The sequence below is a fragment of the Ruegeria sp. AD6 genome, assembly GCF_056542325.1.
On record NZ_JBQFZQ010000001.1, the window covers coordinates 14,587 to 32,974 of the forward strand.

At 59.3% G+C, this 18,388-nt stretch carries 18 protein-coding genes; 15 read left to right on the top strand and 3 right to left on the bottom strand.

The window, feature by feature from the left end; all coding sequences use genetic code 11:
• Positions 1-19 precede the first annotated feature (19 nt).
• Complete coding sequence (locus ACR0KJ_RS00070; protein WP_480625679.1) at positions 20-664, bottom strand: TetR/AcrR family transcriptional regulator; 645 nt, start codon at positions 662-664, stop codon at positions 20-22.
• A 63-nt stretch (positions 665-727) separates the two neighbouring features.
• Here ACR0KJ_RS00070 and ACR0KJ_RS00075 point away from each other — a divergent pair, with 63 nt between their 5' ends.
• From ACR0KJ_RS00075 to ACR0KJ_RS00130, 12 genes are all read left to right on the top strand, one after another.
• On the top strand, positions 728-2,347 hold the full coding sequence (locus tag ACR0KJ_RS00075) for an acyl-CoA carboxylase subunit beta (protein ID WP_480625680.1): 1,620 nt from the start codon (positions 728-730) through the stop codon (positions 2,345-2,347).
• Complete coding sequence (locus ACR0KJ_RS00080; protein WP_480625681.1) at positions 2,347-3,159, top strand: enoyl-CoA hydratase/isomerase family protein; 813 nt, start codon at positions 2,347-2,349, stop codon at positions 3,157-3,159. The genes ACR0KJ_RS00075 and ACR0KJ_RS00080 overlap by 1 nt, the downstream gene beginning before the upstream one ends.
• Positions 3,152-5,131, top strand: a complete 1,980-nt coding sequence (locus ACR0KJ_RS00085; protein ID WP_480625682.1) for an acetyl/propionyl/methylcrotonyl-CoA carboxylase subunit alpha — start codon at positions 3,152-3,154, stop codon at positions 5,129-5,131. The genes ACR0KJ_RS00080 and ACR0KJ_RS00085 overlap by 8 nt, the downstream gene beginning before the upstream one ends.
• Entirely contained in the window at positions 5,128-6,255 is a 1,128-nt protein-coding gene (locus ACR0KJ_RS00090; RefSeq protein WP_480625683.1) for an NAD(P)H-dependent flavin oxidoreductase, read from the top strand. Before ACR0KJ_RS00085 ends, ACR0KJ_RS00090 begins: the two co-directional genes overlap by 4 nt.
• Positions 6,255-7,040, top strand: a complete 786-nt coding sequence (locus ACR0KJ_RS00095) for a TIGR03084 family metal-binding protein (RefSeq protein WP_170452253.1) — start codon at positions 6,255-6,257, stop codon at positions 7,038-7,040. The genes ACR0KJ_RS00090 and ACR0KJ_RS00095 overlap by 1 nt, the downstream gene beginning before the upstream one ends.
• A 26-nt stretch (positions 7,041-7,066) precedes the next feature.
• Positions 7,067-8,878 (top strand): AMP-dependent synthetase/ligase, encoded by a 1,812-nt coding sequence (locus ACR0KJ_RS00100; RefSeq protein WP_480625684.1) that lies wholly within the window; start codon positions 7,067-7,069, stop codon positions 8,876-8,878.
• Positions 8,879-8,947: 69 nt separating this feature from the next.
• Positions 8,948-9,805, top strand: a complete 858-nt coding sequence (locus ACR0KJ_RS00105; protein ID WP_480625685.1) for a beta-keto acid cleavage family enzyme — start codon at positions 8,948-8,950, stop codon at positions 9,803-9,805.
• Between the two features lie 159 nt (positions 9,806-9,964).
• Positions 9,965-11,539 (top strand): lysine--tRNA ligase, encoded by a 1,575-nt coding sequence (locus tag ACR0KJ_RS00110; protein WP_170453123.1) that lies wholly within the window; start codon positions 9,965-9,967, stop codon positions 11,537-11,539.
• Between the two features lie 48 nt (positions 11,540-11,587).
• On the top strand, positions 11,588-11,989 hold the full coding sequence (locus tag ACR0KJ_RS00115) for a DUF4864 domain-containing protein (RefSeq protein WP_170452248.1): 402 nt from the start codon (positions 11,588-11,590) through the stop codon (positions 11,987-11,989).
• A 137-nt stretch (positions 11,990-12,126) separates the two neighbouring features.
• Complete coding sequence (locus ACR0KJ_RS00120; protein ID WP_480582373.1) at positions 12,127-14,412, top strand: glycosyl hydrolase family 28-related protein; 2,286 nt, start codon at positions 12,127-12,129, stop codon at positions 14,410-14,412.
• A gap of 122 nt (positions 14,413-14,534) precedes the next feature.
• Positions 14,535-14,861, top strand: a complete 327-nt coding sequence (locus tag ACR0KJ_RS00125; protein WP_170452244.1) for an antibiotic biosynthesis monooxygenase family protein — start codon at positions 14,535-14,537, stop codon at positions 14,859-14,861.
• A gap of 64 nt (positions 14,862-14,925) precedes the next feature.
• Positions 14,926-15,333 (top strand): universal stress protein, encoded by a 408-nt coding sequence (locus ACR0KJ_RS00130; RefSeq protein ID WP_170452242.1) that lies wholly within the window; start codon positions 14,926-14,928, stop codon positions 15,331-15,333.
• Positions 15,334-15,336: 3 nt separating this feature from the next.
• On the opposite strand, the gene ACR0KJ_RS00135 is transcribed toward ACR0KJ_RS00130, so the two are convergent.
• A complete protein-coding gene (locus ACR0KJ_RS00135; RefSeq protein WP_170452240.1) occupies positions 15,337-15,819 on the bottom strand; it encodes a pyridoxamine 5'-phosphate oxidase family protein in 483 nt (160 codons plus the stop codon).
• Positions 15,820-15,939: 120 nt separating this feature from the next.
• On the opposite strand from ACR0KJ_RS00135, the gene ACR0KJ_RS00140 reads away from it, so the two are divergent.
• A complete protein-coding gene (locus ACR0KJ_RS00140; RefSeq protein ID WP_170452238.1) occupies positions 15,940-16,356 on the top strand; it encodes a hypothetical protein in 417 nt (138 codons plus the stop codon).
• 24 nt (positions 16,357-16,380) lie between these two features.
• On the opposite strand, the gene ACR0KJ_RS00145 is transcribed toward ACR0KJ_RS00140, so the two are convergent.
• Positions 16,381-16,809, bottom strand: coding sequence for a hypothetical protein (locus ACR0KJ_RS00145; protein ID WP_480625686.1), 429 nt, complete (start codon positions 16,807-16,809; stop codon positions 16,381-16,383).
• Between the two features lie 695 nt (positions 16,810-17,504).
• Between ACR0KJ_RS00145 and ACR0KJ_RS00150 the strand changes: the two genes are divergently transcribed.
• The gene (locus tag ACR0KJ_RS00150; protein WP_170452235.1) at positions 17,505-17,864 is read left to right on the top strand and encodes a hypothetical protein; all 360 of its coding nucleotides are present in this window, start codon (positions 17,505-17,507) and stop codon (positions 17,862-17,864) included.
• Positions 17,857-18,384, top strand: coding sequence for a hypothetical protein (locus tag ACR0KJ_RS00155; RefSeq protein ID WP_170452233.1), 528 nt, complete (start codon positions 17,857-17,859; stop codon positions 18,382-18,384). Before ACR0KJ_RS00150 ends, ACR0KJ_RS00155 begins: the two co-directional genes overlap by 8 nt.
• Positions 18,385-18,388 lie beyond the last annotated feature (4 nt).

Sequence of the window (18,388 nt, forward strand, 5' to 3'; positions counted from 1 at the left end):
TCTTTCCCCGGAACTGTGATCAGGTGCTTTTTCTGGACTGAACGAATTGCCAGACGATTTTTGAGAACTGGTCGATTTTGGATTGTAGGGCCATCGGGTCCGGCGCAAAACGCGCCTGAATCAACAGCCCGCGCAAATAGGTGCGGCAAAGATCCCAGACCATCACCATCAATTCCGGATCATCGGGATAGGTGGCGCGCAGTTTCTGGTTTAAGTCCGCGTCCCACTGCGCCAGCATATCGTTAAGCGCGAATTCCAGATTGGGGTCGGTGCGCGCAGCCACCATCAGCTCGACAAAGGCGCGCCCGGCCGAGGTGTTCACAACCCTTGACCACAGCAATTGCGCGATCTGCCCATAGTCCCCGGCGCTGTCCTGACCATGCGCGCGTCCGAAATAGCTGATTGCCCCGGCGCGAGCGTTGTCCAACATCAGTTCCGCAGCGGCCACGATCATGTCGTGGCGGGTTGGAAAGTGATAGTTCACCGATCCGCGCGACAGGCCTGACCGGCTTTGGATCGCGCTGAAACTGGTCTCGGCATAGCCAAGTTGGTCAAGGCATTCGATCACGGAATCCAGCACCGCGCGCCGTGTCGCAACGGCGCGATCCTGCTGGCGACGGGGCGATGTGCCAGTTGCGTCAGACGAAGTCGTGTTGGTTTTCATGTTGACAGGCTGCTCTGGACTTGTGAAAAAAAACAGGACGTCCTGTTTTATATGAGAGCCACCGTGCCATATCAATCATCAATTCAGACCAGCAGCGAAACTTTTCACGAAAATCAGGCGGCGATGCTGTCTCTGGTCGAAAAACTGCGCGAGCTTGAGGCGCGGCCCGTGAAGCTGTCGGAACAGAAACGCGAGCGGTTCGAAAAGCGCGGGCAGATTTTACCGCGCGAGCGTCTGGCCCGGCTGCTTGACCCCGGCATGCCGTTTCTGGCGCTGCACACCATTGCTGGGTATCTGATCGATAGTTCGAAAGAAGAGAAATCGGTGCCGGGGTCTTCGCTGATCGCGGGGATCGGATTTGTGAACGGCGTGCGCTGCATCATCTGGGTGGATGACAGCGGCATCAAAGCTGGTGCGATGGGCGTCAAGGGGCTTGAGGCCGGGCTAAGCGTGCAGCGGTTGGCATTGCGGCACAAGCTGCCCTTTGTTCATCTGGTCGAAAGCGCGGGGGCCGACCTGACCAATTACAAGGTCGAGATGTGGGCGCAGGGCGGCACAGCCTTTGCCAATCTGGCCCGGATGAGCGCGGCAGGCATTCCCACAATCGCAGTTCTGCACGGGGCCTCGACCGCGGGCGGGGCCTATATGCCCGGCTTGTCGGATTATGTGATCGGGGTGAAAAAGAACGGCATGGCGGCGCTGGCCGGGGCCGCTCTGGTCTATGCGGCCACCGGGGAGGAGGCGGATGAGAAAGAGCTTGGCTCGGCCGAGATGCACGCCTCGGTCAGCGGACTGGTCGAGTATCTGGCCGAGGATGATGTGCAGGCGATTGCCATGGCACGCGATGTGGTCGGCAAGCTTGACTGGAACAAGGGCCAGTCCATGCCGCCGCGCCACGCGTTTGAACCTCCGGTCTATGACCCGGCGGAACTGGCCGGGATTGTGCCTGCCGACCCCAAGGTACCCTATGACGTGCGCGAGGTGGTGGCGCGTCTGGTCGACGGGTCTGAGTTTGAGGATTTCAAACCGGATTTCGGCCCGGCCACCGTCTGTATGCGCGCCTCGATCCACGGGTTTGCCTGCGGCATCATTGGCAATAATGGTCCGATTGATACGCAAGGGGCAAACAAGGCCACGCAGTTCTTCCAGCTTTGCGATCAGGCGGACATCCCGGTCATCTTCCTGAACAACACCACAGGTTACATGGTCGGCACCGCCTATGAACAAGCGGGCATGATCAAGCACGGCTCCAAGATGATTCAGGCAGTCACCAACATGCGGGTGCCCAAGATCACTATGTATATCGGGTCCAGCTTCGGGGCCGGGAATTACGGCATGGCCGGATGTGGCTTTGCGCCCGATTTTCTGTTTGCCTGGCCGAATTCGAAATCCGGTGTGATGGGGGGCGAACAGGCTGCCAAGACCATGGGTATCGTGCAGGCCATGACCGCCAAGCGCAAGGGCATAGACGTGCCGAAAGAGGCGTTGGAGCAGCAAGGCAAGATCATCCGCCATATATTTGACGAACAATCCGACAGCTTCGTCACCTCGGGGCGTGTTCTGGACCATGGCATCATCGATCCGCGCGACAGCCGCAAGGTTCTGGCCATGTGTCTGGAAACGGTCGAGGAAGGCCGCAATCGCCGTCTCAAACCCAACGCATTTGGCGTGGGGCGGATGTGATGGACGGCGCTGCCTATAAGCATCTGGACCTTGAACAGCAGGGCGGGTGGCTGACGGTCTGGTTCAACGAACCGGCCCGTCGCAACCCGCTGACGTTCGAGCGGATCGATGAGTTGCTGGCCCTCTGCGCCAATTTGCTGGAACGCCGTGACATTCGCGGCGTGGTCCTGCGCGGTCGGGGCGGGGTGTTCTGCGCCGGGGGGGACCTGCGGGCGTTTCAATCCGCTTTCCAAGGAGCCGATGCGCGCGATGAGGTCGTCGCGGCGTCGATCCGTGGGGCTCAGGTGTTCGATGCCATCGATCAGTTGCCGCAATTCGTGGTCATCGTGGTCGAAGGGGCCGCCATGGCCGGAGGTTTTGGCATGGTCTGCAGCGGTGATTTGGTGATCGCCGAGGAAAACGCCAAATTCGCCCTGACCGAGACCCGGATCGGCATCGTCGCCGCGCAGATCGCACCCATGGTGCAGCGGCGGCTGGGGCGGCGTCAGACACGCCGTTTGATGCTGTCTGCTGCCACTCTGACCAGCCAGCAAGCCGTTGAGGTTGGGTTGGTCGATCAGTTGGTCAGCGGCGCAGACGGGATCGATGCGGCCTTGACCGACATTCGGGCGCAGATCACCCGTGTATCCCCCAATGCTCTGGCGGTGACCAAAGCGCTGTTGCGCGACATGGAAAGCCTGCCACGACAGGACCAGATTGCCCGCGCCGCCGACGACTTCGCCGGGTGCCTGCTGTCGCCCGAAGGGATCGAAGGCGTCACCAGCTTTATGCAGAAACGAAATCCGAAATGGGCCGAGGCCGAAGATGTTTGACACAATTCTGATTGCCAACCGGGGTGAGATCGCCTGCCGCGTCATCGACACCGCTCGGCGGCTGGGCCTGCGGACGGTCGCGGTTTACTCGGACGCGGACCGCAACGCGCGCCATGTGAAACTGGCGGATGATGCGGTTCATATCGGTGGCTCGGCCCCGGCGGACAGCTATCTGCGCGGCGATGCCATCATTGCCGCAGCCCAACAGGTGGGCGCACAGGCGATCCACCCGGGCTATGGCTTTTTGTCCGAGAATGAGGCGTTTGCCGCCGCCGTGGGTGCTGCGGGGTTGGCCTTTATCGGCGCGCCTGCCGCAGCAATTGGTGCGATGGGCAACAAGGCGGCCGCGAAACGGTTGATGATAGCAGCCGGGGTTCCCTGCGTGCCCGGTTATGAAGGCGAGGATCAATCCGACACCGCGTTGACCGAGGCCGCCGCCAAAATCGGATTCCCGCTGATGATCAAGGCCGCTGCCGGTGGCGGCGGGCGCGGGATGCGCATCGTGCATGGTGCCGACGATCTGGCCGCAGGATTGCAACTGGCCCGCTCCGAGGCGGAAAACGCCTTTGGGTCCGGCGAATTGATACTGGAAAAAGCCGTCATTGCACCGCGCCATGTCGAGGTTCAGGTCTTTGCCGACGATCACGGCACAACCCTGCATCTGGGCGAACGCGATTGCTCGGTCCAGCGCCGTCACCAGAAGGTTCTGGAAGAAGCGCCATGCCCGGTGATGACGCCCAAGCTGCGCAAGGAGATGACCGACGCGGCAATCGCCGCCGCCCGAGCGGTGGACTATCGCGGCGCGGGTACGGTGGAATTCCTACTGGATGCCTCGGGTGCGTTCTATTTCCTGGAAATGAACACCCGGTTGCAGGTCGAACACCCGGTGACCGAGGCCATCACCGGCCTCGATCTGGTCGAGTTGCAGATCATCGTGGCGCAGGGCCTGCCCCTGCCGTTGACGCAAGCGGATGTGCGGCTTGACGGGAACGCCATCGAGGCGCGTCTCTATGCCGAAGACCCCGGCGCGGATTTCGCGCCCGCGACTGGCCCGATTGCCCTGTGGCAAACACCCGACGGCGAAGGGATGCGCACCGATACCGGCATCGAAACGGGGAGTGAGGTCTCGCCCTTTTACGATTCGATGCTGGCAAAGGTGATCGGCATCGGCCCCAGCCGCGACGTGGCGCGCCGCCGTCTGGTCGCCGGGCTGAAGGAAACCGCGCTGTTGGGTCTGACCACCAATCGCGGCTTTCTGATCGACGCCCTGAACCAGCCTGGTTTTGCCGACGGGTCGGCCACCACGGCCTTTATCGCCGAGACCTATCCCGATGGCGTCGACCCGGTTCAGGCCCGGCCCGCCGATTTCGCGTTGACCGCCGTTCTGATCCATTGTCAGGACCGCGACCGCCTGTTTGCGCGATCCACCGTCGTCAGCGAAGAACTGCTGGACTGGCACAGCGTTGCGCCGCTGCCGAACATGGTCACACTGATCCACGGCGAGGCCGAGGCCAAGGTCTCGGTCTCACCGGTTGGCGATCATTTCGACGTCCGTTGCGGCGATGACAGCTTTGTCGTGACGGTTCAGAGCATGGGCGACACCAGCGCAACCCTGGCGCTGGACGGGCGGCGCGTTACCGTCAGCTTCACCCGCTGGGGCAACGGCCAATTCGGTCTGCGCCGCGACACAGTTGACCTTACCTTCACGATTTTCGATCCGTTGGCCGCGTCAGGCGACGATGCGGGCGGCAGCCGGATCGTGGCTCCGATGCCGGGGGTTGTGGTCTCGATCAACGTCGCGCCGGGTGATGAGATCGAAAAGGGCCAGACGCTGGCCGTTCTCGAAGCGATGAAAATGCAGCACCAGATCACGGCCACGCGCGACGGACAGGTCCGCGAGGTTGTCACCCAGGCCGGTGCGCAGCTGACCGCTGGCGCGCTGATGATCGCGTTGGAGGAAGACACGCCGTGAATTCCGATCTGTGCAAGAATATGGGGCTGGAGTTTCCGCTGTTTGCTTTCAGCCACTGCCGGGATGTGGTCGCTGCGGTGTCGCGGGCCGGTGGGATGGGTGTGTTCGGCGCGGTGATGTACACGCCCGAGCAGTTGCGGCAGGAACTGGAATGGATTGACGCCAACGTCGATGGCAAACCTTATGGCGTGGACCTGATCGTGCCGAACAACCTTGCGGCCTCTGGTGCCGCGCTTGACCCCGACCAGTTGTTGGCCGCGTTGCCCGCCGAGCAGAAACATCTGGCCGAACAGGTCCTGCAAAGCCATGGCATCGACACGTCCGGGATTGACGAGGATCGGATCAGGTTCCTGGATTTCGCCCGCAACATGGATGCAGAAGGCGCGCAGGCTATGCTTGAGGTTGCGTTCTCGTTCCCGATCAAGCTGATCGCAAACGCTTTGGGTGAGCCGCCGAAGATCATGATCGACATGGCGCATGAGCGGGGCGTTCCGGTGGCCGCTCTGGTCGGGGCAAAGAAACACGCCGAACGGCAGATCGCCGCCGGGGTGGATATTCTTGTGGCTGCGGGCGGCGAAGCGGGTGGTCATTGCGGTGAGGTTTCAACCATGGTGCTGACGCCCGAGATCGTCTCGGTCGCGCAGGGCAGGCCGGTTCTGGCGGCGGGCGGTATTGCCACCGGTCGGCAGATGGCGGGGGCGATGGCAATGGGGGCTGCGGGCGCGTGGTGCGGTTCGGTTTGGCTGACAACTGCCGAAGGGGAACCGGCGCAGCCGATCAAGGACAAGATGCTGGCGGCCACGTCCTCGGACACTGTGCGCAGCAAGTCGCGTACCGGTAAGATGTCCCGACAGTTGAAATCGGCCTGGACAGATGCGTGGGAGGACAGCGATGTGCCCCCTCTGCCGATGCCGTTCCAGACCATCGTCAGCGAGCCGGCATTGCATCTGACCGAAAAACTGGCCTCAGCCGGGCATGAAGGTGCGACCGAACTGGCGACCTATTGGGTCGGACAGGCGGTTGGATTGATGAATGAAACAACCTCGGCCGGGCAGGTCGTTCAGGATTTCAAAGCCGATTTTCTGGACGCCGTCGACCGGCTCAATACTCTGTTGGAGACATAATGGAACAGGTCACTGCCTTTCTGGAGGAAAGCGAAGCATTGGCTGCCGTAATCGAGGCGCAGTGCAACGGACGTTGGGATGCGCCCACCCAGTTCAAGGGGTGGACGGTGAATGATGTGTTGGTGCATCTGCATTTCTGGAACCGGGCCGCCGATCTGTCGCTGACCTCGGCGGATGCGTTCAATGCGATGCTGGGTGAAAGCCTGCCCAAAATCCAGACGCTGGGGTTTCGGGCCATGGAAAACGCCGCCATCTCGGAACGGGGCGAGGCGCTGCTGACCCTCTGGCGGGATTACTTCCGCGATATGGCCACCCGTTGGCAGGGTGTGGATCCCAAAACGCGCCTGCCCTGGGTGGGACCGTCGATGTCGGCGCGGTCGTCCATCAGCGCGCGCCAGATGGAGACCTGGGCCCATGGGCACGAGGTCTTTGACCTTTTCGGCGCGGAACGCACCGAGAGCGACCGGATCAAGAACATCGTCATTCTGGGCGTCAACACATTCGGGTTTTCGTTCCAACTGCGCGGGAAAGAGGTTCCGCCTGCGATGCCTGCCGTCGAACTGACTGCGCCCTCGGGCGAGGTCTGGCAATTTGGCGACGCGTCGGTGGGGCAGATCAGCGGTTCGGCCCTTGGGTTTGCGCAGACGGTGACGCAGACGCGCAGCTATGTGGACACTGATCTGACCGTTTCGGGCGATCTGGCGAGGGAATGGATGGAAAACGCCCAGTGCTTTGCTGGACCGCCTGAGACCACGCCGCCGCCCGGATCGCGGTTCCGGCAATAAACGGTCCTGACCCCGGAAAGGACGAGATGCAGCCGATCGACGCCAATACCCTGAAGCCCGTACCGCTTCACCTGATCGACACCGTCAGGCGTCTTGGGGATGCGCCCGCCTATTGGCACGAGGTTGATGGGGATTGGCAATCGCAAAGCTGGTCGGGGTTCGGGGCCGAGGTGGAACGGGCGGGTCGTGCATTGATCGCCTTGGGGCTTGACCCCGGACAGGTCGTTTGCATTCTCGGCCGCAATCGCCCGGAATGGGTGGTCATGGCCCATGCCGCAATGGCCGCCGGGTGCAATCCGACAGGGATCTATTTCACCTCATCAGCCGAAGAGGTCGATTATATCATCCGCCATTCGGATTGCCCGTTGGTCTTGTGCGACACCGACGAAAACCTGTCGCGGGTGCAATCGGTGCGGGCAGATGCCCCGGGTCTGCGCCACGTCGTGTCCATGAACCAACAGGTGGCCGAGGCCGATGTGCTGTCCTGGCCTGATTTCCTTGGGCTTGGTGGGGCAGAGTTTCAGCCCGAATTGAACACCCGCCGCAGTGCATTGACGCTGAAAGACACGGCACTTCTGGTCTATACGTCGGGGACCACGGGGAAACCGAAGGCGGTTGTGCTGTCGCATCGCGCTGCGATCTGGATAACGCAGACGCTTGGTGAGTTTATGCAGGTCAAGGACGGCGCGCGTATGCTGTCATACCTGCCGCTGGCCCATATTGCAGAGTTCAACAACTCGATTTTGGGCCAGGCCGTGTTTGGAAGTCAGGTCTGGTATTGTCTGGACCCTTTGACCATGCGCGATGTGCTGCCCCTGTGCCGCCCAACGGTGTTTCTGGGCGTGCCGCGCGTCTGGCAGAAGATCGAAGAACGGATCACCACGGGTGTTGCTGCGGCAAAAGGGGCCATAGGCGCGATGGCGCGCTGGGCACTGGGTGTTGGGCAGGAGGTGGCTCAAAAGCGGCTTGGGGGTCAAAAGCCCGGCTTTGGCCTTGCGCTGCAATACCGTCTGGCTGATCGGCTGTTGCTGAGACGGGTGCGCCGCGCATTGGGGCTGGCGGATTGCGGTACGATCCTGTCCTCTGCGGCGCCGATCTCGGTCCAGACGCTGCAGTTCTTTTCCGGCCTTGGCATCGATGTTTACGAAGGCTACGGCCAGTCCGAGGCCTGCGGCCCCAGCACGATGAACAGCGCCAACGCCAACCGATTGGGCAGTGTCGGTAAACCGCTGCCGGGCATCGAGGCGCGCGTTGCCGAGGATGGCGAGATTCTGGTGCGCGGGCCAAACGTCTTTGATGGCTATCTGAAAGACCCTGAATCCAGCAGCGATACCCTAACCGAAGATGGCTGGCTTCGGACAGGGGACTTGGGGCAGATCGACAAGGATGGGTTTGTCACAATCACCGGGCGCAAGAAGGAAATTCTGATCACCACCGGCGGCAAGAACATCTCGCCCGCCGCGATTGAAAATGACCTGACGGATATTCCGCTGGTCGAACACGCCATGTTGCTGGGAGATGGGCGCAAATTCGTGGCCGCGCTGCTGAGTATCTCGGAAGATGCGCTGGCCGCCTTTGCCGAGGCCGAAGGGTTGGACAACCCGACACCGTTGCATCCCCGCGTGCAAGAGGTTGTCGCTGCCGCCATTGCCCAGATCAACCCTCGTTATTCTCGCGTCAATCAGGTGCATGAATTCCGTATTCTGGACCGACCTCTGTCTCAGGACGCCGATGAACTGACCCCGACCCTTAAGATGAAGCGACGGGTGATCGAGAAAAACCATGCCGCTTTAATCGATGCAATCTATGCAAATCCCCCCGAACAGGAGCCTTTATGAGCCCCCATTTGAACGACCCAACCACCCCCATCAAACCCGCTGCGTTTGGTGCCTGCCACGGCCTTGACCATGGATAAGGCGATCCTGACCTGTGCGCTGAACGGTGTGCTGACCAACCCGATGCAGCATCCCGTTCCGGTTACCCCCGAAGACTGCGCAGCCTCGGCGCGTGAAGCTTATGATGCGGGGGCGTCGATCATTCATGTCCACTACCGGGATCAGGGCCCCGGTCGCGGCCACTTACCCAGCTGGGATCCAAAAGTTGCCCGTGACATTACAGATGCAATCCGCGATGCCTGTCCGGACGTGCTGATCAATTCGACCACCGGCTTGCCCGGTGCGGATATCAGCGCACCGGTCGGTGTGTTGCGTGAACTCAGGCCCGAGATTGCGGCCTGCAATGCCGGGACGCTGAACTACCTCAAGCTGCGGGCCTCGGGCGATTGGGCCTGGCCACCGATGGTATTCGATAACCCGCCCGAAAAGGTGCAGGGCTTTTTGGACGTAATGGCAGAGACCGGAAGCATTCCCGAGTTTGAGTGCTTTGACGTGGGCATTGTCCGCTCGGTCGAGATGTATGTGCGTGCGGGAATGGCCAGGCAAGCACAGTATAACCTTGTGATGGGTGTCGCCTCGGGCATGCCGGTGGATGGTGAACTGCTGCGTCTGCTTCAGAAATACATGATCCCCGGATCAAAATGGCAGACAACGCTGATCGGGCGGGCGGACATTTGGCCAGTGCACCAGCTGAGCGCCGAGTTGGGTGGTATGTTGCGCACCGGGGTTGAGGACACGTTCTATCTGCCGTCAGGCGACAAAACCTCGGGCAACGGGCAGTTGATCGAAGCGCTGGCCACATGTGCTGGCAACGCCGGGCGCGCGGTCGCATCTCCGGCCGAGGCGCGCGCGATCTTGGGGATTGGCTGACCAGTCAGGCCGATTTCGTCTGCGCGCGACCAGCCTGCCACGCTTGCTGGGCCGAAAAAGCATGAGCCATTATTGACTCATGCTGCACTAGCACAATAGGAGGGGTCGGTCCGGTCGCATCGGGTGACCGGCACAGCCTTCCCGATGGAGCATATCGAAATGTCTGAACTGCGTGACACCGCAATGTCGTCCAAGGCCTGGCCTTTTGAAGAGGCGCGCCGGTTGCTCAAACGCTATCAGAAGAATGCGCCGGAAAAGGGCTATGTTCTGTTTGAAACGGGCTATGGCCCTTCTGGCTTGCCGCATATCGGCACGTTTGGCGAAGTTGCGCGGACCACGATGGTCAAGCGTGCGTTCGAGGCGCTGTCGGATATCCCCACCAAGCTGATCTGTTTCTCGGACGATCTGGACGGGATGCGCAAGGTTCCGACCAATGTACCGAACCCTGAGATACTTGAACAGCATTTGCAGCGCCCGCTGACCTCGGTCCCGGATCCGTTCGGTGAATACGACAGCTTTGGCGCGCACAACAACGCGATGCTGCGGCGGTTTCTTGATACCTTTGGGTTCGATTACGAGTTCTATTCGGCCAAGGAATTCTACGAGTCCGGGCAGTTTGACGAGATCCTCAAGCGCGCGGTCGAACGCTATGACGAGATCATGGCAATCATGCTGAAAAGCCTGCGGGAAGAACGCCAGCAGACCTATTCGATCTTCCTGCCGCTGCACCCGGAAAGCGGGCGGGTCATGTATGTGCCGATGAAAAAGGTCTGCGCCGAGACCTTCACGGTGACCTTTGACGATGAAACCGGCAAGGAATGGACCGTGCCCGTCACCGGCGGCCACGTGAAGCTGCAGTGGAAGCCGGATTTCGGCGCGCGCTGGGCGGCGCTGGGCGTCGATTTCGAGATGTACGGCAAAGAACACGCGACCAACGAAAAGATCTATGACGCGATCTGCCGTGCGTTGGGTGGCCGTGCGCCTGAGCATTTCAGCTATGAGCTGTTTCTGGATGAAAACGGTCAGAAGATCTCCAAGTCCTCCGGCAATGGCGTGTCGATTGACGAATGGCTGACCTATGCGCCGACCGAGTCGCTGGCCTATTTCATGTATCAAAAGCCCAAGACCGCCAAGCGGATGCATTTTGATGTGATCCCAAAAGCTTATGACGAGTATCATCAACAGTTGCGTGCCTATCCGGGTCAGGACCTGAAGGCGCAGTTGAACAACCCGGTTTGGCATATCCATGGCGGAGAGGTGCCCGAGTCGACCCTGATGGTGCCCTTTGCGATGTTGCTGAACCTGGCATCAGTGTCCGGGGCCGAGGACAAAGAGGCGTTGTGGGGCTTTATCCGCCGTTACGCGCCCGACGCGACTGCGGAAAGCCATCCCGATCTGGATCAGGCGGCGGGCTTTGCCGTGCGCTACTTCAACGACTTCGTCAAACCGACCCGCAAGCACCGCGCGCCAACCGATCAGGAACGCGAAGCGCTGGAGGCGCTGAAAGCTGCGCTTGAGGCCTATGACGGCCCGGTCGAGGACGAGGCGCTGCAATCAGTGGTCTATTCCATCGGACGCGAGCGGTTCGACCCGATGCGCGGTTGGTTCACGGCGCTTTATGAGGTGCTGCTGGGGGCCTCGCAGGGGCCGCGCTTTGGTGGTTTCATCGCGCTTTACGGCGTGGCCGAGACGATCGCACTGATCGACAAGGCCCTGGCCGGAGAGCTGGTCTGATTTGACCTGATCCCGCTTGGGGCTACCCTTCCGTCAGGAGGTGGCCCCATGCGTCGATTTTTGCTTGCTGTATCCCTGAGTGTCGCTCTGGCTTCGGGTGCCTATGGTCAGAGCGAAGAGATCGAGGCCAATATCGCGGCGCAGATCGAAGCGTTCGAAGCCGATGATTTCGCCACCGCCTTCACCTTTGCCAGCCCGAATATCCAGCGCCTGTTCCAGAATCCCGACAACTTTGGTGCCATGGTGCGCAACGGCTATCCGATGGTGTGGCGGCCGTCCGAGGTGCGGTTTCTGGAACTGCGCGAGATTGCGGGCGCGCTGTGGCAAAAGGTCATGATCGTGGATGGCGACGGCCGGGTTCACATTCTCGACTACCAGATGATCGAGCAGGAAAACGGTTGGAAAATCAACGGCGTGCAATTGCTGGGCAATTCCGACCCATCAGCCTGAGGCAACGCCACCGTCACGGTGGGATGAGCCGCAGTTAATCCCTTTTGGATACTCAGACTTTCGCGTTCGGGGTGGACCCGGGCTGAGGGTTTGAACGTGTCGCTGTTCTGTGCGGCGCGATTGGGAAAGGGATTTCTATGAACAAGGCAATCACCGACGGCATCGTTTTCATGCCGCCTCAATTCGCGGATGGTCTGGGGGTTTGGTCTGCGGGGGACGGGACACCGGGCTCGCCCACCTATGCCGGGTCGGGCACGGGGGCATTTGTGCCAGCGGATGCGGATTTTGGCGGCTGTCTTGAGATTCTGAAGGTCAATCCAACGCAGCAATTGCGCTATATGGGCCAGACGCCACTGCTGCCCGGCTGCTATCTGCAGATCAAGGCGCGTGTCAAAGCCGTCAGCGGTCCGTTGCCCGAGGTTCGGATTGCGGCCTGGGCTGGCGGGGCCGGGGATACAAACCTGACCGGCGTGATCGAAGAGGGGCCGGCGACGCAACTTTCAGGCTACGGGGCGGTGCATGAAATCACCGCAATCGTCGGCACCGGGCGTCGCCCCGGGGTGGACATGCCCTGGGGTGTCGATGCGCTGTACGGCCATTTTGGTCTGGATATCCTTGGTGCCAACGGCGCACTGGTGCGGGTCGATGACATCGAGATCACGGATGTGACCGGCGTGTTCCTGCGCGAGATGATCAGCGTTGTGGATGTGCGCGATTACGGGGCCATTGGCGACGGCGTCACCGATGACTCGGCTGCGTTCGAAGCGGCGGATCAGGCTGCGGGCGGTCGTCGGGTTTATGTTCCGCAGGGAACATATCATCTGGCCGAAAATACCAGCATGGCGTCCGAGATGGATTTCGAAGGCACGGTGACCATGCCCGACGACAAGATGCTGCTGCTGACCAAGAATTTCGATCTGCCTGCCTACATCACCGCTTTCGGGGATGAGGAACTGGCCTTCAAAAAGGCATTTCAGGCGTTGCTGAACAATTCGGACCACGACTCGCTGGATCTGGGCGGGCGCAAGGTCGCGGTGACGGGGCCGATTGATATGGCGGCGGCTGTGCCCAACAAGCAAGGCTTCTCCACCCGACGTGTGATCCGTAACGGACAGTTCGACGTCAAAAGCAGCACGGATTGGGACACCGAGACCTTCACCTCGGTCGCCACCTATGACCCTTCCGACAATACCCGCCTTACGGATGTGGCCAATGTGGCGAACATCCCTGTTGGATCACTGGTGCAGGGCGCAGGCGTGGGGCGCGAGATTTACGTGCGGTCCAAGGATGTCGGCGCGGGCGAGATCACGCTGAATGCGCCGATCTATGACGCCTCGGGCACGCAGACCTATACATTCCAGTCCTTCAAATATCTGCTGGATTTCAGCGGCTTCAGTACACTGCGCAAATTCGGCATGGAGCAGATCGAATTCCAGTGCAACAGCCGGTGCAGCGCCATCCGTCTGGCGCAGTCGGGCAGCACGTTTTCGCTGAACGATTGTTTCATCAGCCGCCCCAAAGATCGCGGCATCTCGTCAACCGGGACCGGGTGCAAGGGGATGCTGATCGACAATTGTCAGTTCCTGTCCGCCGAGGAATCCTTCACCGTACCCGAGCGTAACTCGATTGCGCTGAACACAAACGCAAATGACATCAAGTTGCGCCATAACCGTGTCGTAAGGTTCAAGCATTTCGCCGTGGTGGGCGGCGACAACAACATGATTTTGGGCAATCATTTCTTTCAGGGGGACAGCATTCCGCAGGGCGTTCGCACCGCTGGCCTGATCATGATTGGCACCTATAACAGCTCGACCATTGCCCAGAACTACATCGACAACTGCTTTATCGAATGGAGCAACGAGCGCGACGCAGAACCCAGCTATGTTTCGGGCAATTCGTTCAGCGCCATGAGCATCACGGACAACATCTTCTATTCCAGCGAAGCACCGCCCTGGTTCAGCTATATCGTGGTCCGCCCCCATGGGCCGGGGCATTTTCTGAACGGGCTTTCGGTAACGGGGAACGTGTTCCGGTCAAGCAGCAGCGACATTGAACGCGCCGAGCGGGTGGATACAACGTTTGCTGACCTCAATAAGGATCGCCACGTCAATGTGACGTTCCAGAACAACACCTTTCACGGTATCGACAAGAAAGTAGCGAACCCTCTTCGGCTTCGCCATACACAGAACACGGCTGCCGGGACATGGAGCGTTTGGACCTCTGCCCGCTTGCCATTCAAGGGCAAGGCGCGAAGCTGCGATTCCGTCACCGCGCTGGGGGCGCTCAGAAGTACGCTTGGCACAGTTCGCTATGCCACGCCCTATGTCGATGTCGAGCAGGGGAACAACGAAGACGGTGTTCGCCTGCGGTGGCAGGAAAACCTGAGGGGTACGGCATCTGTTCTGGTGCGAATGGAGCGGTAAGTGCTCAGGCGGTCGCCCCAAGCGGGCGGCCGTCATTCTCTTGCCAAAATTACAAGAATCCAAGGAATTGCGCGACTTATAGGTTTCCTGTGCTAGGCTGAGATCAGCCAAAGGAGGATCAGATGCCGACCATCGCCAAAACCGCAACCGTGCAGACCGTCATTACAACATTTGAAATGACACCGGGAACCTGTCAGGACCTGTTGGAAGCGCTGACGGATGCCTATTCCAGCTTTATCTCCAAGCAGCCGGGATTCGTATCAGCGGGCCTTCATGTGAACGACGCGCAGACCCGCATTGCCAACTATTCACAGTGGGAACGCCGTGAGGATTTCCTGGCCATGTTGCGCACGCCCGAGATGCGGGACCGCAACCGCAAGCTCAATGAATTATGCAAGAGTTTCGAACCGGTCATGTACGAGGTGGCCGAAACCTTTGACCGATCCTGACCTGGATCAAGGCCTCTGATTTCCGCGTGGTTTACTATGACTGCGGTTAAACGGAGGCCCTAAAATGTATCACAACATTCTTGTCCCCATTTCCTTCGACACCGAACGGGATACGTCCGGCCCGATCAAACTGGCCGAGGTATTGGCAACACCGGACGCAAAGGTCACCTTGCTGCATGTTGTCGAGCATATTCCCAACTATGCGATTTCCTACATGCCCGCCGAATATCTGACCGAAGCGCGCAAGGCCATTCAGACCGAGCTGGATGACCTTGCCGCAAAACTGCCCAATGCCGAAGGGCTGGTGATCGAGGGGCATTCGGGCCGCAGTATCCTGGACTGGGCCGAGGCACACAGCCCGGATCTGATCATCATGGCATCGCATCGGCCGGGGATGCAGGACCTGCTGTTGGGGTCTACCGCGACGCATGTGGTGCGCCACGCAAAATGCGCGGTTCACGTGGTCCGATGACGTCTAGAAATCCGCAGGGCTCAGACGGTAGGCTTTTCCGAACCCTGCGTTGAGCAGCCCGTCGGTGATGTCAAAGCGAACAAACCCGAAGTCTGCAAAATCGACATAAAGCTTGGCTTTCGGGCGCAACTCCAGATAGCGCAGGCGCAGGTCCTCATGATCGGGTGTGCCTCGGGCGACCAACTGTGCTGTGGCGTGCAACGTCAGGCGCGGATGGGTCAGCGGATCGCCCTTGTCCGCCGGTTCTCCGATCAATAGCGCACAGGCTGGGTTCGCGTGCAGAGCACGGGTGTGATCGGACAGCGTTGAAATCAACGAGATCGGTTGCCCTTGCTCATCCGTCGCCAGTGCAATGCGTGACGATGATGGCAAGCCGTTGTCCGGGCGCAGAAAGGACAGCGCGGCAAAAGTAGCGCTGCCCACCAGATCGCGCGCCAACTTGCGCGCTGCGTCGTCCGTGGGTTGGTATGGGTCGGCCTTGGGCATCGCACTCGGTTTGCTGTCGCGTCAGAGGTGACCATTTGATACGGGTTTGAGGGACACAGTTCCAGCCCGTCGGGTCGCCGCCGCCTCGGCTTTGCCACAAATCGCGTGTACAGACGGGGTATGGATTTGGATCGCCTCACGCAGGAACAGGATAACCTGAACCCGCAGCCCTCAAAGCGACACCTGCGCGCTGACGCGACGCGGCGGCGGGCTTTGTCGCCTTTTCGCATTGGGCTGATGGTCGTGGCCTTACCTCTGACAACCGCACTGATTGCGGCGAACATCTACATCCGAATGTCCGAGTTCGACCGGAACGGAGCGATCCTGCACCTCATCGCCCTGTCAGGCTGTGAAGCACCCGCAAAGCTTGGCTTTGGTCCATTCCGCAAAGGTTATGCCGGGTATCACGAACGCTATGACCCGGACCGCAACGGTGTCTCGTGCGAAAAGTCAGGTCAGGTGCGCGCCAACAAATCACCCACATCCGGCACGGCAACACAACGCGCTGTGGGGAACGCGAAATTCGTGCGGCCCTGATCCGTTCGGCCTGATTTCTTCACCTCAGGACAATTGAGCCCCGGCGCAGTCGCGAAAAATGCGGACCTGCGGCGCAGCACCGTCCAAAGGAAACTCGGCCACCCCGTCCTGAGTGAAGGCGTAGGCGGTCTGATTATATTCCAACCCGTCCAGCACATTTCCGAACCCGGTATCCGTGACAGTCAGCGAGGCCGCACCGTCCGACAACACATGGCGCGAGGTGGCAATTTCGATCGGGTTCGGCCCCTCAAACCGCATGGCAAACCATGGGGCCTGTGTCCAGGCCTCGGTCTTTTGCGTGACCGTCAGCGTATAGAGAGGTTGGGACGGGTCGTAGGTCAGGAAGATTTCGGCCTGTTCGGTGTCATGCGACAGGGTGCAGATTTGACCCACCGAGGCCTCCCATGCGGTGGCCGGGGTGGCGAGGAGTATCGTGAGCAGAAGAAGGCGCATGACGGAAACTTAGCTGTCGATGGGCCTTGGGCAAGGGTGGTGATCTGTCTTTACGACAGACGTTAGTAGTGCACGAGGCGGCCTGATTGAAGGCGCTGACGGATTTTTCATAAAACTGCGCCAGATCCTCGGCCAGCACCACGCGGGTGCCCCGTACCCGGTCAATGGCGCTTTGGAATTCGAGCAGGCTGTGTGGAGTGTTCGTCATGACAACCGTTTTGAAAACACAACCTGTTTTTTCAAACGTGGAGGAGAGGGCGTTGGGCTGTAAGGGTAGTGTCGGGCTGTAGGATGGGTGATTTCACCCATCAATGTTCATCACAAAAAAGATGGGTGCGAGCACCCATCCTACGCTTGCTGACAGATTTTCCTGAGAAGCGCGCCTGGTCCTTTGCCTGTACCACACGAGCGCCGTGCACTCGGTGAATGGCGCATTAGATCTCACGCCTAGAGAGAACGTGTTGGGGTGCGTCACGGCAACCGTTTGGAACCACAATTTGTGATCTCAAACGCGAAATAGAAGGGTTTTGGCTGCAAGTTCTTAGTATACGTTTGTGAGTAGGTAAGGGTCATATCCCCTTTTTTGAGTTTAGAGAGCATTGGAGGAATGAGTTGAAAATCCATCCAGCGCCTTTGGTAAGATTATGAGATGCCAAAAAAAGATGATAAGGTATGTTGGTTTTTGAGGGTTTGGTATGAAACGTAGTTTGTATTTGCAATCAATAGTTGTGGTATTTGCACTATTCAGCACAACCACATTCGCACAGTTTTCAGATTCAACAGCCGAAGATGAAACGGAGCAAGATGATGCATCGGCTGGCCAAAGCAGCGAGCTTGAGCAGGAAGGCGGTGGCTGTAAGCTACTTACACTAAAACGGAAATCCGGCGAGACGTTGAGTTTAGATGAATCAACACAGCTGCTAAATTGTTTCGAAAGCCCACTTGAGTTTGGTGATGACTGGGAGGGCTTCATGGCAAACCAACCATCACCAGATGCATTCGGAGATCCAAACAACTTTGCCCCGTGGCTAACACTGGATGAACTCAATGTATAAAATTGATTTGTTACTATCTTTGGAGAAAACAGCAGTATTGTTTGGGTGCAGTTTAGCACTGGCCCTAACTTCAGTCTTAGCGTTGTTTTTGTTCAATTTGGTGAGGGACAGATGCGTTAGCGCCGAAGCCAAAATGGACGTTTCTTACGGAACGATTTTAGGACTTGTTCTGGTTTTTGGATGTTTGGCAGGCGTTATCGGGTTACTTATGGGTAGTAGCCGTACTGCCGCTGCAGGTAATGTTTTGCCGGTAGCATTGACGTTTATTGGCGGGTTGGCGATATTTTTGATCACAAAGGAAGCAAACAAAGCCGTTAACGTTTCAGCTTCTGTTTTGGCATTTTCATTGATGCTTCTCTTTGGCACGGTAATCGGTTCGTATGAACGAGCGAGAGCGACTGAACAGGTAGCTCTAAAAACCTGGGATATTGAGAGACAAAAGTGGTTGGCGCAGCGAGAATTTGCGATAAATGCCTATCGAGATACCCTGGGTTTGAAGCCACTTGGCGAAAAAAAGTAGAGGC